The following is a 15,691-nucleotide window of genomic DNA, read 5'->3' on the forward strand; positions in this document are numbered from 1 at the left end:
TCGACATGCTGGTCGCTGTCATGCTCGTCGTCATCACGACGGTCTCGGCGCTCGTCCACCTCTACAGCTGGGGCTATATGGCGGAAGATCCGTCGCAGCCGCGCTTCTTCGCCTATCTCTCGCTATTTACCTTCGCCATGCTGATGCTGGTGACGGCGGACTCGATTGTCCAGCTGTTCTTTGGCTGGGAGGGCGTTGGCCTTGCCTCCTATCTCCTCATCGGCTTCTGGTACCAGAAGCCCTCGGCCTGGAACGCCGCCATCAAGGCCTTCATCGTCAACCGGGTGGGCGATTTCGGCTTCATGCTCGGGATCTTCGCCCTCTTCCTCGTCTTCGGCACACTCAACATCAATGCGATCCTCGCAGCGATCCCGGCAGAGAAGGGCGCCACCTTCGCCTTCCTCGGGCGGGAGGTCAATGCGCTCACTCTCTGCGCCATCCTGCTTTTCATCGGCGCGATGGGAAAATCAGCGCAGCTCGGCCTCCACACCTGGCTCCCCGACGCGATGGAAGGCCCAACTCCCGTCTCTGCCCTCATCCATGCGGCGACCATGGTGACGGCGGGCGTGTTCCTGGTGTGCCGGATGTCACCCCTGTTCGAAGCCGCGCCGCTCGCGCGCGACCTCGTCATCTGGGTCGGAGCCGCGACCGCCCTGTTCGCGGCGACTGTGGCGACAACCCAGCACGATATCAAGCGCGTGATCGCCTACTCCACCTGCTCGCAGCTTGGCTTCATGTTCTTTGCTGCTGGCGTCGGCGCCTATGGCGCGGCGATGTTCCACCTTTTCACCCACGCCTTCTTCAAGGCGCTCCTGTTCCTCGGGGCTGGCTCGGTCATCCATGCCATGCACCATGAGCAGGACATGCGCCACTATGGCGCCCTTGCCCGCAAGATTCCCTTCACCTTTACCGCAATGCTGATCGGGACGATCGCGATTACCGGCTTCTTCTACACCGCCGGCTATTATTCGAAGGACGGCGTGCTGTTCGCTGCCTTCGTGCGCGGCACCGAGCCAGCGCTGGTTGCCTTCTCAGTCGGGCTGTTCGCTTCGTTCCTGACCAGCTTCTACTCCTGGCGCCTCATGTTCGTAACCTTCTTCGGCACCGCCCGCTGGGACTCCCATCATCACCATCCCCACGAAAGCCCACCATCGATGCTGGTGCCGCTTGCGCTCCTCTCGCTTGGCGCCCTGTTTGCAGGTGTCGTCTTTCACCATGGCTTCATTGGGGAGGAGGGCTTCTGGCGCGGGACTCTCGCCCATGACCCGGAATTCTATGCCGCACTGCACAAAGTGCCGGCGCTCGTCCATCATGCGCCGACCATCGCCATGGCGCTCGGATTCCTGCTTGCACTCAGGCAATATGTGCTGAAGCCAGGCGCCGCGGCGGATTTCGTTGCAACCTTCCCGACGCTCCACCGCTTCCTTGCGCGCAAATGGTATTTCGACGAGCTCTATGATGTGCTCTTCGTAAGGCCAGCGAAACGGGTCGGCGCGCTGTTCTGGAAGGGCGGCGATCTTGGTCTCATCGACCGGTTCGGCCCGGATGGTCTTTCCGCGCTTGTCGGCGAAGGTGCCGGAGTCGCCCGGCGGTTCCAGTCCGGCTATCTCTATGCCTATGCCATTGTCATGCTGCTTGGCCTTGCGGCCGCAATGACCTGGCTCCTGCTCCGGGGCTGACATGCTCTCGGCGATGATCCTCCTGCCTGTCGCTGCAGCCCTCCTCTTGCTGTGGCTTGGCGATGCCGGCCGCGCGCGGCTGGTCGCACTTGGGACCACCCTCGTGCTGCTGGCGATGGGGGTCATGCTCTGGGCCGAGTTCGACAGCACAACAGCTGCATTCCAGTTCACCGAGCGGCACGAGTTGTTCGGCGGCCTGTTCAGCTGGCATCTCGGGATCGACGGGATCAGCCTCGTCCTCATCCTGCTCTCGGTCTTCCTCATGCCGCTGTGCATCCTCGCCGGCTGGGATTCGATCCGCGAGCGGGTTCCAGAATATCTCGCTGCCTTCCTCCTCATGGAAGCGCTGATGATCGGCGTTTTCGCTGCGATGGATATCCTCCTTTTCTATCTCTTCTTCGAGGCCGGGCTCATCCCCATGTATCTCATTATTGGTATCTGGGGCGGCAAGCGGCGCATCTATGCTAGCTACAAATTCTTTCTCTATACGCTCCTCGGTTCGGTCCTGATGCTGCTTGCGGTCCTGTGGATGATCCGCGAGGCCGGCTCGACTGATATTGCCGCGCTCATGGCCTATGATTTTCCCGTGGAAGCCCAGACCTGGCTCTGGCTCGCCTTTTTTGCGAGCTTTGCTGTCAAGATGCCGATGTGGCCAGTGCACACCTGGCTTCCGGATGCCCATGTCGAGGCCCCGACTGCGGGCTCCATGATCCTTGCCGGTGTCCTTCTCAAGATGGGCGGCTATGGCTTCATCCGCTTCTCGCTGCCGATGTTTCCTGAAGCCTCGGTCCAGCTGATGTGGCTCGTCTTTGCGCTGTCGATGGTCGCCGTCGTCTACACTTCGCTCGTGGCACTCGCCCAGGCCGACATGAAGAAGCTCATCGCCTATTCCTCGGTTGCCCACATGGCCTTCGTGACTGGCGGGCTGTTCGCGCTCAATACCCAGGGGATCGAGGGGGCGATGGTCGTCATGGTCAGCCACGGCCTCGTCTCGGCAGCGCTCTTCTTCTGTGTGGGGGTCATCTATGATCGGCTCCACACCCGCGAGATCGACCGCTATGGCGGCCTCACCGCCAACATGCCGCGCTATGCCGTCTTCTTCCTGCTCTTCACCATGGCCTCGATTGCGCTTCCTGGAACCTCGGGCTTTGTTGGCGAGTTCCTGGCGCTTCTTGGCATGTTTGCCACTTCGAGCTTGCTTGCAGTCGTCATGGCAACCGGGGTCATCCTCGGTGCCGGCTACATGCTCTGGCTTTATGCGCGCGTGGCCTTTGGCACGCTCGACAAGGCGGATGTTGCGGCGATGCCCGATCTCCGCCCGCGTGAATGGGCAGTCATGCTGCCACTGGCAGCTGGTGTGCTTTTGCTTGGCGTCTACCCAGCGCCCCTGCTTGCGCCCTTGAAGGCGCCGGTTGCAAGCTTGGTTGCTCGGCTCGAGCGCGCGAGCCCGCCTGCCAATGCCGTCACCCGCGCCGTGGCAATGGCGGCCCCCACTGCGCAAGGGCCGGCGTCATGAGCCTCGCCCAGTCCCTTGCCATCGGTGCGCCCGAAGTCATCCTGGCCGCTGGCATCTGCGTGCTGCTCTTGCTTGGCGCGTGGCGCGGCGACCGCGCGCTTCAGGGCCTTTCCTGGGGTGCAGTGCTCCTTCTTGCCGTCGCAGCTGTCCCCGTCATCAACCAGGGGCGCGAGGCTGCGAGCGCCTGGGGTGGCCTTTATGTCGCGGACTCCTTCTCGCGCTATCTGAAGCTCCTTGTCTTTGCTGCAAGTGCCGCTGCCATCCTGGTTGCCGGGCCCTTTTTGCGTCGGGCAGGCACGGGGCGCTTTGAATATCCCGTCCTCATCCTTCTTGCGACGCTGGGCATGGGGATCATGGTTTCAGCGCGCAATCTCCTCAGCCTCTATGTCGGCCTCGAGCTCATGTCGCTTTCGGCCTATGTGCTCGCCGCCTTCCACCGCGATGACGCTCGCTCGTCCGAGGCTGGGCTCAAATATTTTGCGCTTGGAGCGCTGGCCTCGGGTCTGCTGCTCTATGGGGTGAGCCTTGTCTACGGCTTTACTGGCTCCACCAGTTTTGATGCGATCCGGCTGGCCTTGGCGCCTGGAGCCGAGCGGAACCTTGGCGTCCTCATCGGTCTTGTCTTCATCCTGGCTGCGCTTGCGTTCAAGGTCTCGGCCGTACCGTTCCACATGTGGACGCCCGATGTCTATGAGGGAGCGCCAACGCCTGTTGTCACCTTCTTTGGCACGGCGCCCAAGGTCGCTGCCACGGGTCTCATGCTTCGCGTGCTGTTCGACCCCTTCGGCGGCATGAAGGGCGACTGGCAGCAGATCCTCATCGTGATCAGCATTGGCTCGATGCTGCTCGGCGCTGTCGCCGCCATTGGCCAAACCAATGTCAAGAGGCTGCTGGCCTATTCGGCAATCACCAACATCGGCTTTGCGCTCATCGGCCTGGCAGCGGGCACGGCAGCAGGCATTTCTGCTGTCCTCCTCTATCTTCTCGCCTACATTGTCATGACGCTCGGCGCCTTTGTCTGCCTGATGATGATCGTCGATGGCGAAGGCCAGCAGCGCGAGGCGCTTGCTGACCTTGCCGGGCTGGCGAAGGTGCGGCCGGGCCTTGCTGCCGCGCTTGCCATCTTCATGTTCTCGCTGGCCGGAATTCCCCCCCTGTTCGGCTTTATGCCCAAGCTTGCCGTGCTTTCGGCAGCAGTCGAGGCGAATCTCTGGCCGCTTGCTGTCATTGGCGTGCTCGCAAGCGTTATCGCTGCCTTCTATTATCTGCGGGTTGTCAAAGTCCTCTATTTCGACCCCCCGGCAGATCTTGCGATTGCCCGCCTTGATGAGGGCGTGAACCCGATCGTCATCGGTGTCACAGCTGCCTTCGTCTCGCCGCTCGGCTATCTGCTGCTCGGCCCGCTGATGGCCTTCGGCGCTGAGGCGGCGCGGGCGCTTCCTTGACTGCCATCGTCCTCGACGAGGTTGCAAGCACCAATGACTGGCTGCTTGCCCGTGCGGACTCCCTCCCCGACGGCCAGTGGGTGCGCGCCCGCCGCCAATCCGCCGGACGTGGCCGTCAGGGCCGGCCCTGGGTTTCGCCTGAGGGGAATCTCGCGGCCTCGGGCCTGGTGCGGCTGCGCCCTGGCGACCCTCCTGCCGAGCAGATCGGCTTTGCGGCCGGTGTCGCCCTCTATGAGACTTGCGCGCGCCATGCCAACGCGCAGCTGCTGCAGCTCAAGTGGCCAAACGACCTCCTGCTGCACGATGCCAAGCTCGCCGGGCTCTTGCTTGAGCGCTCAGGGTCCGTTGTCGTTGTCGGAGTCGGAGTCAATCTGGCGCAGGCACCAGTCGTCCCCGGCCGGCCGACGGCAGCACTGCCACCACCTGCGCCAGACCCTGACAGCTTCCTTGCTGTGCTTGCGGACTCCTTTGCGGCCGAGCTTGCCCTTTGGCGCGCAGCCGGCTTTGCTCCGCTTGCCGAGCGCTGGCAGGTCCGCGCCACGCCGCCGGGGACCGCCTTGCGCCTTGGCGATGGCCGCGACGTGGTGTTCGACCATCTTGCAGCAGATGGCGCTCTCGTCATTCGCACGACAGCCGGGTCCGAGACCATCCGTGCTGGTGACGTGATGCTCCTTTCTGATCTTTCCGGCACGAGGGCAGGCTGATGCTGCTTGCCATCGATGTCGGCAATACCAACATCGTCTTTGCCCTGTGCGAGGGCGGCGGCATCCTGCATCGCTGGCGCATTGCAACCCATGCTGAGCGCACGGCGGATGAATATGGGGTGTGGCTCCATCAGCTGATGGCAATGCACGCCATCGACCGCGCCCGGGTGCAACATGCGATCATTGCCTCTGTCGTGCCGCAGACCCTCTTCAACCTCCGCGGCCTGGTGCGGCGCTATTTCTCGGCTGAGCCGCTGGTGGCCGGCAGCCCCGGGTTTGACTGGGGTCTTCCCATCCGCCTTGCCAATCCAAGCGAAGTCGGCGCTGACCGGTTGGTCAACGCCGTTGCCGCCCATGCCGCGCACGCCGGCCCGCTGGTTGTCATCGACTTCGGCACTGCGACCACCTTTGACGTGGTTGCAGCTGACGGCGGTTATGAAGGTGGCGTCATTGCGCCGGGAATCAATCTTTCGATGGATGCGCTCTACCGTGCTGCCGCCCGGCTGCCGCGAATCGCCGTTGAGCCGCCACCGAAAGGGCAGGGCGCCATTGGCAAGGGCACGGTCCATGCCATGCAGTCGGGTGTCTTCTGGGGCTATGTCGGCCTTATCGAAGGGCTGCTTGCCCGCATTGCTGCCGAGGCCGGGGAGTCCGTGACCGTCATTGCAACCGGTGGGCTTGCCCCCCTGTTCGCCCGCCACACCGCAGCAATCCATGCTGTTGATCCCGATCTTACGATCAAGGGCCTGATGCTGCTCGAAGCCCGGAACCGGGGGCCAGGAGCGTGAGCCCGGGCGACGAGCTCCTTTTCCTGCCGCTCGGTGGTGCAGGCGAGATCGGCATGAACGTCAATCTCTATGGCTGCCGGGGCAAGTGGATTATGCTCGACCTCGGCATGACCTTCGCTGGCCCGGACTTGCCTGGAGTCGAGCTTGTCCTCCCCGACCTTGGCTTCATCGAGGAACATCGCGAAGATCTGCTTGGAATCATCCTTACCCACGGCCATGAAGATCATATTGGTGCCATTCCCTATCTTGCCGCTGACCTGGGTGTGCCGCTCTATGCCACGCCGTTTACGGCCGGGCTCATCCGCCGCAAGCTCGAGGACGAAGGCCAACACCGCGATGTCGAGGTCCATGTCGTCCCGCTCGGGGGCGAAGTGGCGCTCGGGCCCTTCCGCTGCCGCTATGTTGCACTTGCCCACTCGATTCCCGAGGGCAATGCCGTGCTCCTCGACACGCCCTTCGGCCGCGTCTTCCACACCGGGGACTGGAAGCTCGACGACAAGCCCCTGCTCGGCGACCCGGTGAGCGAGACGGAGCTGCGCACCATTGGTGATTCTGGCGTGCTCGCGCTCATTGGCGATTCGACCAATGTTTTCAACCCGCAAGCCAGTGGCTCGGAAAGCGAGGTGCGGGCTGGCCTGCTGCGCCTCGTCTCTGGCCGCCGCCATGGCCGGGTTGTTGTCACCACCTTTGCGTCCAACGCGACCCGGATCCAGACTCTGGGCGAAGTCGCCCGCGCGACGGGCCGCCACCTCGTTCTTGCCGGCCGTTCGCTTGAGCGAATTACGGAGGTGGCGCGCGCTGCCGGCTATCTGGGCAGTCTGCCCCCGCTCCTCTCGCTCGATGCGGCAGCGACTGCCCGGCCGGAGACTCTCCTCATTGCCTCCACCGGGACCCAGGGCGAGCCGCAGGCCGCGCTCGCGCGCATGGCGGAAGGAACCCACCCGCAGATCCGGCTCGAGGCCGGTGATCTTGTCGTCTATTCAGCAAAGCAGATTCCCGGCAATGAGATCGCCATTGGCCGCGTGCAGAATGCGCTTGCAGCGCGCGGAGTGGAAATCATCACCGACCGTCAGGCCCATGTCCATGTTTCCGGCCATCCCGGTCGACCGGAACTGGAAGCCATGTATGGCTGGATCCGCCCGCGGATTGCGGTTCCCGTGCATGGCGAGCGCCGCCACATGGAAGAGCATGCCCGCCTGGCGCGGGCCTGTGGTGTGCCAGACGTGGTGGTGCCCACGAACGGCAGCGTCATCCGCCTGGCGCCACATGAGGCAGCGATTGTCGGCCATGCGCCGGCCGGGCGGCTGGTGGTCGACGGAGACGTCATCCTGCCTGCGGACAGTGCGACCATGAATATGCGCCGCAAGCTCGCCTGGGGTGGGCTCATTGTCATCACCCTCGTCTTTGACCGCCGCGCACGGCTGGTGGGCGAGGTAGGGGTGCTGGCGCGCGGCGTGCCCGTCGAAGACGAGGAAAGAGCGTTTCTTGCCGATTGCGCCGAGGCGGCAGCAGCGGCTGCGCGCAAGGTTCCACTTGCTGAGCGCCGCCGGCTCGAGGACGAAGTGAAGGTCGCAGTCCGCCGAGTGGCGCGCGCCTGGACTGGCAAGAAGCCGCTGACCGAAGTCCAGCTCATGAGCTTGCCATGAAATGGTATTCGCTGCTGGCGATATACCTCCTGTTCTGGACCTTCACCTTCTTCCTCGTGCTGCCCTGGGGGGTCCGCACCAGCGCTGAGGCGGGTGAGCCGCTCGTGCCCGGCCAGGCGCCAAGCGCCCCGCACGCCCCCCGGCTTCGCCGCAAGCTGATCGCGACAACCCTTGTTTCGGCAGCTGTCTTCCTGCTGTTCTGGGCCAACTGGGAGCGGGAATGGATCACGCGGGAGGCATTCTTCGCGCTCTTTTTCGATCCTGCGAAGCCGCGCTGACGGCCCTTGGGCTTCAAAACTTCTGAAATCCGGTCCAAGGCGACGTCGGGCACGAGCGACCATGCGCATTCTCACCATCCTCCATGACCTGTCTGCTGGCGGCAGCGAGCGGGTTGCCTTGCAGCTGGCGGCGGAGTGGCGCAACCTCGGTCTTCAGTCGGAACTCTTGCTGGTCTCGTCCAACGGCAAGGCCGAAGTGCCGCCGGAGCTTCCAGTGCGGCGCTTGCCGCGCGACGTGCCGCGCTCCCTGACTTCAAGATTTTGCGTCGCAGCATCCCTTCGCGCTGCAGTGCGGGAAGCAGCGCCAGACATCGTTTTCCTGCCCGGAAACTGGCACTTCGCGCTCGCCCGCGGCATTGCCCGGGTGCGCCCGCGGCCAGTCATTGTCGCCAAGCTGTCGAACCCGCCGCTGCCTTCGCTTGTACCTGGCACCGGGCCCCTTGCCGTGCGGGCACTGCGCGCGCTCCTCAAGCCGGTTGATGTCCTCGCCTTCTGGCCGGAAGCGCTCGGCCCAGACCTTGCGCGGCTGCTGCCAGACCTGCGGCTGGAGCCCATTCCCAACCCGCCCATTCGAGTGGAGAAGAGGCCTCGCCGGCCGCGGCCCGCAAGCCGCAGGCGCCATCTTCTCATCGCCGGCCGTCTTGTGCCGCAGAAGAATGTCGCGCTCGCCCTTGAGGCTTTCGCTATTGCTCTTGGCAACCGCGATCTTGATCTCACTATTGCTGGCGACGGGCCTGATCGCCCGGCACTTGAAAACCGCATTGCCCGGCTCGGCCTTGGCGGGCGGGTGACGATGCTGGGGCATGTCGCCAATCTTGGCCCCGCGCTCGATGCAGCAGACCTTCTCCTCCTGTCCTCCCGCTATGAGGGCACGCCTGCCGTGGTGTTCGAAGCGCTGGCAGCCGGCGTCCCGGTGGTGTCGACCGCCTGTGCGCCGATTCTTCCCCATCTTCTTGATCGGCCCGGTCGCGGTCGAGTGGTGAGCGAAGATACGCCTTCGGCGCTGGCGCAGGCCATCCTCGCCCAGCTCGCCGAGCCGGACGAAGTGGGAGATGTGCGCGATCTGCTTGCACCGCACGCCCCCGATGCCGTGGCGAGGCGCTATGTCGACCTTTTTACCGCTCTCCTGGCTGCGCCGGGGCGGCGGGCAGCGGAGTAGGCAGAACAGCGTCAGCTGCGGGCCGCAGCGCCGGATACCGCCTGAGCATCATCGCCCGCTGCTGCGCCATTCGCTCTCCAGGCGAGGGCAAGGCCTCAGCGGGCCGTGTCATCGGCAGCGCTGGTGCCCAGTCTTGCGCGAAATGGTGCGGCATGGTGCGGAAGCCGTGATCACCTCCCCACCCGCCATCAAAGGGGCAGGCAAGTGCCAGGCCGGGCGAAGCCACGGCAAGCATGGCAGCAGCAAAGGCCCCTTGTCACAGCCGCTCCGAGAGGCGGATTGCAGCACGGCAGCCAGCGCGGATGGCGCCGGCGAGCAGAGGGTAGAGCGGCACCTCCTCGGCGCCGTTAGCGCGCGCTTCCTCCCGGTGTGCCACTTCATCGGCCTGGAATTCGGCAATCAGCCCTTCAAGCTCCGGGTCTGTGCCGGCAAGCTGGTCGCGCTGCGCTTGGTAGTGGCGGTCGATTTCGGTCTCCACCGCAGCTGTCACTGCCATCGCCGTCTTGGGGCCGGCAAGCGCGGAGAGCACGCCGAGCGCATAGCCTGCGACATGCCAGAGCGGGTGGAGGAGCGTGGGGCGAACGCGGCGACGAAGCATGAGCGCCTCGAATGCGGCGAGATGCCGTTCCTCCTGGCTTGCCATCCGGGCGATCTCGCCAGAGACAGCCGCGCGCTCGCCCATGACCGCCAATTGCCCGGCATAGATCCGGGCTGCGCCATATTCGCCTGCGTGGTCCACTCGGATCATGCGGTGGATGTCCATGCCCGCCTCCACAAGATGATGGCGCCTGCCAAGGCCACGATCGAGAAAACCAGGTTCCATGCTGCCATGGAAAGGCCGAGAAAGGACCATGGGATCTGGTCGCACCTTGCAATCGGGGCCGTGATCAGGCTGCCGAGCAAGTCGTCTCCCGGCGTCAGCGGTGCCGCACAGCCGGGGCCATCCCACCAGCGCTGCTCCACCCCGACATGGAAGGCGGCAAGCCCGGCTGAAGCGGTCATGGCAGCAAGCGCTGCGGGCAGCAGCCGCGGGCCGAGCAAGGCAAGGGCGGCCAAACCGATGACACCGAGATGCGCCCAGCGCTGCCAATGGCACATGCGACAGGGCGTAAGCCCGCCGAAGACCTGGAAGGCAAGCGCACCAAGCACGAGACCTCCCGAGACGGCGAGCAGCAGAAAGGCGGGCCGGCGCGCCCGATCTTCTGCCACGTGCCTACCGGCCAGCCGGCTCAAGCGCTGCGTACTGGATGCCGCCGCCCAGCCGGGCCAGGATGCGCACAGCATAGTCAAGCTGGAAGTCGGTGATGCCCTTGGCCTTCAGTTCCTCGGCTGTAAAGGCGAAGCGCCGGTCGGTCTTCCCGTCCTCCTCGACCAGCTTGTCGTCGGCGCTGCGCTCGGCAACCAGATGGTTGCGAAGATCGGCTTCGCGCACGCGTGGGCGCTCCAGGCGCTGCGGGTCTGTCAACTGGGGAACGAGAATGTCTGGGTCGATCCCCTGTTCCTGCACGGACCGGCCCGAAGGCGTGTAGTAGCGTGCCGTCGTCAAGCGAAGTCCGGTCTCAGCTGAGAGCGGGATGAGTGTCTGCACCGAGCCCTTGCCAAAGGTGCGCTGACCCACCACCAGCGCACGGCGACTGTCCTGCAGGGCGCCAGCGACAATCTCGGCGGCAGAGGCCGAGCCTTCGTCCACCAGCACCACGATCGGCCTGCCGCCGGTCAGGTCTGGCGACCGGGCATAATAACGCTCAATCGACTCCTTCGTGCGGCCGCGCTGGGACACGATTTCGCCTCGCTCGAGGAAGGCGTCGGCAACCTCGATTGCCTGGTCGAGAAGCCCGCCCGGGTTCGAGCGCAAGTCGACCACAAACCCCTGGAGCGATGCCCCAAGCTGGCGGTCGAGTGCCGTGATTGCAAGCCGCGTCGCCTCACCTGTCTGCCGGTTGAAGGAGGAAATGCGGATGACACCGACATTGCCCCGTGCTTCCCAGCGCACTGGCTGCAGCTTGATGATCTCGCGCTTGAGCGTGAATTCGAGCGGCTTGGTGACTCCCGGGCGCACCACCGTCAGCTTGATCGATGTGCCGGGCCGGCCGCGCATCCTGTCAACGGCCTCATCGATGGTGGAGCCGAAGATGAGCTGGCCATCAAGATGGGTGATGAAATCCCCAGCGCGGATCCCGGCACGAGCAGCAGGCGTGTCGTCTGTCGGGGCCACCACCTTGACGGCACCATCCTCGGTCGTGACGGTAAGACCAAGGCCGCCATATTCGCCGTCGGTCTGCGAACGCATCTGGGCGTGGTCGCGCGCGGTCAGATAAGAGGAATGCGGGTCGAGGCTGGCGAGCATGCCGTCGATCGCCCCCTTGAGCAGGGTCTGGTCATCAACGGGCTCGACATAATTTTCCCGCACGCGCAAGAACACCTCGATGAAGGCGTCGAGCTGGCGGTAGGTCTCGTTCTGCCGCGCTGCCGAGACGGCCGAGCCGATCGGCATCCCGATGGCAATCGCCGCCGTGGCGGCGAGAAGGACGGTCGGCAGGCGCTTCGTCATCCAGTCCCAGCTCCCTATGGAAATTCCAAGTCTAGCACAGCCGCTCCGCCAGGGAAGAGGGAAGACGGCATCTCCTGGTGCGACCTTCGGCTCACGCGCCTCGATGATAGGGATGGCGGCTGAGGATGGCGAACGCCCGGTAGAGCTGTTCGGCCAGCATTGCCCGCACCAGAAGATGGGGCCAGGTCGCAGGTCCGAAGGCCAGCAGCAGGTCGGCTTGCGCCCGCATGCTTTGCGGATGGCCGTCTGCATCGCCGATCACGAACGCGAGCTGCCGCACGCTGCGATCACGCCAGCCCGACAGGCGCGCGGCAAAGGCTTCCGAGGATAGGCTTGTTCCCTTCTCGTCGAGAACGACGGTCACATCGGGCCTGTCCGGCATCTGCCAACCCCTGCCAGCCTCGATGATCCTTGCTGGCACCGGAAGGCGGGCCAGATAACGTTCCGCGATCGCCTGTTCCTCTGTGCCTCGCCCCCTGCCGCCGGCAAGGATCAGGATTTGCACGCGTCAGCTGCCACCAGCGACTGCCCGCATGGGGGCACCGGCTGCATCGAATGCCCACATCTTCTCGATCGCGTAGAATTGCCGCACTTCCGGCCGGAACAGGTGCACGATGATGTCTCCGGCATCAAGCAGCACCCAGTCGGCAGCGGCAAGTCCCTCGATACGGACCGGAAGGCCAAAGGTTTCGCGGATCCTCTGGGCCAGCTTCTCGGCCATCGAGGCCACCTGCCGAGTCGATCGCCCGCTTGCGATCACCATATAGTCGGCGATGGTCGACTTGCCGGTGAGCGGAATCGAGACGATGTCGAGCGCCTGGTCGTCATCGAGCGCGCCAAGCACCAGGGCGTGAAGCGCCTCGGCCCGGTCTTCGTCAGTCAAGCGGTTTCCCTTGCTTGCGCCGGCGCAACGTTTTCGGAAACCGGCAGGGACTGGGCCCAATGTGGGTCCGCCTGGCGGATGGCCGTCGCCGATTGCGGATCAAGCGCCTCGCGAAGGACGAACAGGGCAGGCAGCGTCTGACGTCTCCAGTTTTTCGGCGAGGAGCAGCGGTATCGCCGCAGCCAGCCCATCGCCGGAGCGAACTGGCTTCGCCCTGTATAGCCTGGCCGTGCCACCACGACAATCGGGACGCTGCGAGCGATCTCCCGCCAGGCTGTCCAGCGATGGAATTGGAGGAGATTGTCCGCTCCCATGATCCAAAGGAAGCGCAGATGCGGATAGAGCGCCTTGAGCCCAGCGATGGTATCAACTGTGCGCTGGGTTCCAAGCCGTGCCTCGATGTCCGTCACCCGGAGGCGCGGGTGCCGCGCAACCGCCCGGGCGGAGGCCATCCGCACGGCAAGAGGTGCCATGCCAAAAGCCGGCTTCAGCGGATTTTGTGGCGAGACCAACCACCAGACCTCGTCGAGCCGGAACCGGCGCATCACTTCGAGGCTGATGATGCGGTGACCACCGTGGGCCGGATTGAACGACCCGCCGAGCAGGCCGACGGAATGTCGCCGTCTCAACCGGGGCGCACCTGGCCGCTTCCGCGCACCTTGTACTTGTAGGTCGTGAGCCCCTCGAGCGCGACAGGCCCGCGGGCATGCAGCCGCCCGGTGGAAATTCCGATCTCAGCGCCGAAGCCGAACTCGCCACCGTCAGCAAACTGGGTGGACGCATTCCACAAGACGATGGCGGAGTCGACGGCATCCAGAAACCGCTCGGCAGTGGCAGCATCCCTGGTCACGATGGAGTCGGTGTGGTTTGAGCCATGAGCCGCGATATGGGCGATCGCGCCTTCCACCCCGTCGACCGTCGCGACCGAAAGGATGGCGTCGAGATACTCGGTATCCCAGTCCTCCGGACGTGCCGGCACGAGGCGCGGGTCAAGGCCGAGCAGATCCTCAGTGACCCGAACTTCGCAGCCGGCCTCGCACAGCCGGGCGAGCAGCGGGCCGCAGGCGGCAGCGATGGCGCGGTCGAGGAGAAGGGTCTCCATGGCACCACAAATCCCGGTGCGACGCATCTTGGCATTGAACGCGATGTCGGAGGCCATGGCGAGGTCAGCGCCACGATCGACATAGACATGGCAAATGCCGTCGAGATGGGCGAGCACAGGCACGCGCGCCTCCTGCTGCACGCGCGCGACCAGCCCCTTGCCGCCCCGCGGCACCACGAGATCGACCAGACCCTCGGCCCGGAGCAGAGCACCGACGAAAGCGCGGTCGGTGGTGGGTGCGAGCTGGACACAGTCCGCCGGCAGGCCTTCAGCGAGGATGCCTTCCGTGAGCGCGGCATGGATGGCCGCTGCTGATCGCGCCGCCTCGGAACCCGGGCGAAGGATGGCCGCGTTCCCCGCCATCAGGCAAAGGGCGCCAGCGTCTGCTGTCACATTCGGCCGGCTTTCGAAGATGATGCCGACGACGCCGATGGGCACGCGGACTCGGGCGATGTGCAAGCCATTGGGCCGCGTCCATTCGGCAATCGTCTCCCCTACCGGATCCGGAAGCCCGGCGACCGTGTCCAGCCCGGCGGCGATCCCCTCGATTCGCTTGGGATCGAGCGCCAGCCGGTCCAGCATGGCTGCCGAAAGGCCGTTGCTGCGCCCGGCGGCCGTGTCCGCGGCATTGGCTTCGAGGATTTGTGGCACGGCCCGCCGGATCGCCACAGCGGCCGCGTGGAGCGCGGCGGCCTTCTTCGCGGTTGGCGTTGCCGCAAGAATCCGGGCAGCCGCGCGGGCGCGCTGGCCCATCTCGCGCATCAGGGCGTCTGGGGAAAGGGCAAGGTTCACAGCATCACCATCTGGTCCCGGTGGATGACAGCAGAGCGCGGAGCATAGCCGAGGATTGCGCCGATTGCATCGCTGCGCTTGCCAGCAATCCGCGAAACTTCCTCGGCGTCATAGGCAACAAGCCCGCGGGCAATCGTGCGCCCGTCGGGCGCGACCACGTCGACGGCATCGCCGCGCGCAAAGCCGCCTTCGACAGCCGTGATCCCGGCTGCAAGCAGGCTGCGGCCCTGGCCAAGCGCTTGGGCGGCTCCAGCATCCACCCGCAGCCGCCCTTCGACCACCATGCGCCCGACCAGCCAGGCCTTGCGCGCTGGCGCGCCGGGTGCGGCCGGAAAGACGGTGCCTTGGCCGGTTTCGAGAAAGCGGGCCAGCGGGTGCGGCCCGGCGCCAGCGGCAATCGCAAGCGGAATGCCGGCGGCCCGGGCGATCCGCGCGGCCTCGAGCTTGGCTGCCATGCCGCCTGAGCCCATGCCTGAGCGCGAGCCGGAATCGGCAAGACTTGCGACCGCCTCGAGATCGGGCACAAGGTCGATCCGACGGGCATCGGGCGAGCGGTCGGGGTTGGCAGTATAGAGCCCGTCGACGTCGGACAGCAGGAGCACTGCTTCGGCACGCGCGGCCTGCGCCACGCGCGCTGCCAGCCGGTCATTGTCTCCGAAGCGGATTTCTTCTGTGGCAACGGAATCATTCTCGTTCAGGACCGGCACCACGCCGAGCGCCACCAACCGCTCGAGCGTGGCGGCAGCGTTGAGCCAGCGCCGCCTCTCCTCGAAATCGCCCAGGGTCACGAGCATCTGCGCAGCCTTGAGCCCGTGGGCTGCAAGCTGGTCCGCCCACAGCCCGGCAAGCCGGATCTGGCCCACAGCTGCTGCGGCCTGCGCATCCTCAAGGCTGGCCCGCCCGCCGCTCTTGAGCCCGAGCAGCCGGGCTCCGAGCGCAATCGCGCCTGATGACACAAGGATGACTCGCTGCCCCCGCGCAGCACAGGTGGCAACATCTTCGGCAAGCGTCGCGAGCCAGTCCCGCCTTGCGCTGCCATCGGCTGCAACCAGAAGCGACGAGCCGACCTTGACAACGAGCCGTGCCGCGTCACGGAACGGGGCGAGCCGTGCGTCGGTGCTCATGAGGACCTGCTCAGAGCGGCGACC

16 protein-coding genes are annotated in these 15,691 nt (G+C 65.3%); 8 read left to right on the plus strand and 8 right to left on the minus strand.

Annotated elements, in window-relative coordinates; genetic code table 11:
- From nuoL to ACWIQA_RS10045, 8 genes are all read left to right on the plus strand, one after another.
- The coding region (gene nuoL / locus ACWIQA_RS10010; protein WP_448582931.1) for an NADH-quinone oxidoreductase subunit L at positions 1-1,679 on the plus strand (1,679 nt) is incomplete at its 5' end.
- Between the two features lies 1 nt (position 1,680).
- A complete protein-coding gene (locus ACWIQA_RS10015; protein WP_448582932.1) occupies positions 1,681-3,195 on the plus strand; it encodes an NADH-quinone oxidoreductase subunit M in 1,515 nt (504 codons plus the stop codon).
- Complete coding sequence (nuoN, locus tag ACWIQA_RS10020) at positions 3,192-4,640, plus strand: NADH-quinone oxidoreductase subunit NuoN (RefSeq protein WP_448582933.1); 1,449 nt, start codon at positions 3,192-3,194, stop codon at positions 4,638-4,640. Before ACWIQA_RS10015 ends, nuoN begins: the two co-directional genes overlap by 4 nt.
- Entirely contained in the window at positions 4,637-5,344 is a 708-nt protein-coding gene (locus ACWIQA_RS10025) for a biotin--[acetyl-CoA-carboxylase] ligase (RefSeq protein WP_448582934.1), read from the plus strand. Before nuoN ends, ACWIQA_RS10025 begins: the two co-directional genes overlap by 4 nt.
- Positions 5,344-6,132, plus strand: a complete 789-nt coding sequence (locus ACWIQA_RS10030) for a type III pantothenate kinase (protein WP_448582935.1) — start codon at positions 5,344-5,346, stop codon at positions 6,130-6,132. The genes ACWIQA_RS10025 and ACWIQA_RS10030 overlap by 1 nt, the downstream gene beginning before the upstream one ends.
- Positions 6,129-7,778 (plus strand): ribonuclease J, encoded by a 1,650-nt coding sequence (locus ACWIQA_RS10035; protein ID WP_448582936.1) that lies wholly within the window; start codon positions 6,129-6,131, stop codon positions 7,776-7,778. Before ACWIQA_RS10030 ends, ACWIQA_RS10035 begins: the two co-directional genes overlap by 4 nt.
- The gene (locus ACWIQA_RS10040) at positions 7,775-8,056 is read left to right on the plus strand and encodes a DUF1467 family protein (protein WP_448582937.1); all 282 of its coding nucleotides are present in this window, start codon (positions 7,775-7,777) and stop codon (positions 8,054-8,056) included. The genes ACWIQA_RS10035 and ACWIQA_RS10040 overlap by 4 nt, the downstream gene beginning before the upstream one ends.
- A 61-nt stretch (positions 8,057-8,117) precedes the next feature.
- Positions 8,118-9,215 carry a glycosyltransferase gene (locus ACWIQA_RS10045; protein WP_448582938.1) on the plus strand — a complete coding sequence of 366 codons (1,098 nt, stop codon included), beginning with the start codon at positions 8,118-8,120 and terminating at the stop codon, positions 9,213-9,215.
- 256 nt (positions 9,216-9,471) lie between these two features.
- Here ACWIQA_RS10045 and ACWIQA_RS10050 read toward each other — a convergent pair whose 3' ends face one another.
- The 8 genes from ACWIQA_RS10050 to proB form a co-directional block, all read right to left on the minus strand.
- A complete protein-coding gene (locus tag ACWIQA_RS10050) occupies positions 9,472-9,963 on the minus strand; it encodes a demethoxyubiquinone hydroxylase family protein (protein ID WP_448582945.1) in 492 nt (163 codons plus the stop codon).
- Positions 9,960-10,424, minus strand: a complete 465-nt coding sequence (locus ACWIQA_RS10055) for a disulfide bond formation protein B (protein WP_448582939.1) — start codon at positions 10,422-10,424, stop codon at positions 9,960-9,962. Before ACWIQA_RS10055 ends, ACWIQA_RS10050 begins: the two co-directional genes overlap by 4 nt.
- 4 nt (positions 10,425-10,428) lie before the next feature.
- Positions 10,429-11,766 carry a S41 family peptidase gene (locus tag ACWIQA_RS10060; protein WP_448582940.1) on the minus strand — a complete coding sequence of 446 codons (1,338 nt, stop codon included), beginning with the start codon at positions 11,764-11,766 and terminating at the stop codon, positions 10,429-10,431.
- A gap of 91 nt (positions 11,767-11,857) precedes the next feature.
- Complete coding sequence (locus tag ACWIQA_RS10065) at positions 11,858-12,271, minus strand: 23S rRNA (pseudouridine(1915)-N(3))-methyltransferase RlmH (protein WP_448582941.1); 414 nt, start codon at positions 12,269-12,271, stop codon at positions 11,858-11,860.
- A 3-nt stretch (positions 12,272-12,274) separates the two neighbouring features.
- Positions 12,275-12,649, minus strand: a complete 375-nt coding sequence (gene rsfS / locus ACWIQA_RS10070) for a ribosome silencing factor (RefSeq protein WP_448582942.1) — start codon at positions 12,647-12,649, stop codon at positions 12,275-12,277.
- Positions 12,646-13,278, minus strand: a complete 633-nt coding sequence (locus ACWIQA_RS10075; protein WP_448582943.1) for a nicotinate-nucleotide adenylyltransferase — start codon at positions 13,276-13,278, stop codon at positions 12,646-12,648. Before ACWIQA_RS10075 ends, rsfS begins: the two co-directional genes overlap by 4 nt.
- A complete protein-coding gene (locus ACWIQA_RS10080; protein ID WP_448582944.1) occupies positions 13,275-14,513 on the minus strand; it encodes a glutamate-5-semialdehyde dehydrogenase in 1,239 nt (412 codons plus the stop codon). The genes ACWIQA_RS10075 and ACWIQA_RS10080 overlap by 4 nt, the downstream gene beginning before the upstream one ends.
- Before the next feature lie 26 nt (positions 14,514-14,539).
- Positions 14,540-15,667 (minus strand): glutamate 5-kinase, encoded by a 1,128-nt coding sequence (gene proB / locus ACWIQA_RS10085; RefSeq protein WP_448582946.1) that lies wholly within the window; start codon positions 15,665-15,667, stop codon positions 14,540-14,542.
- Positions 15,668-15,691 lie beyond the last annotated feature (24 nt).

Source organism: Thermaurantiacus sp., assembly GCF_053487655.1.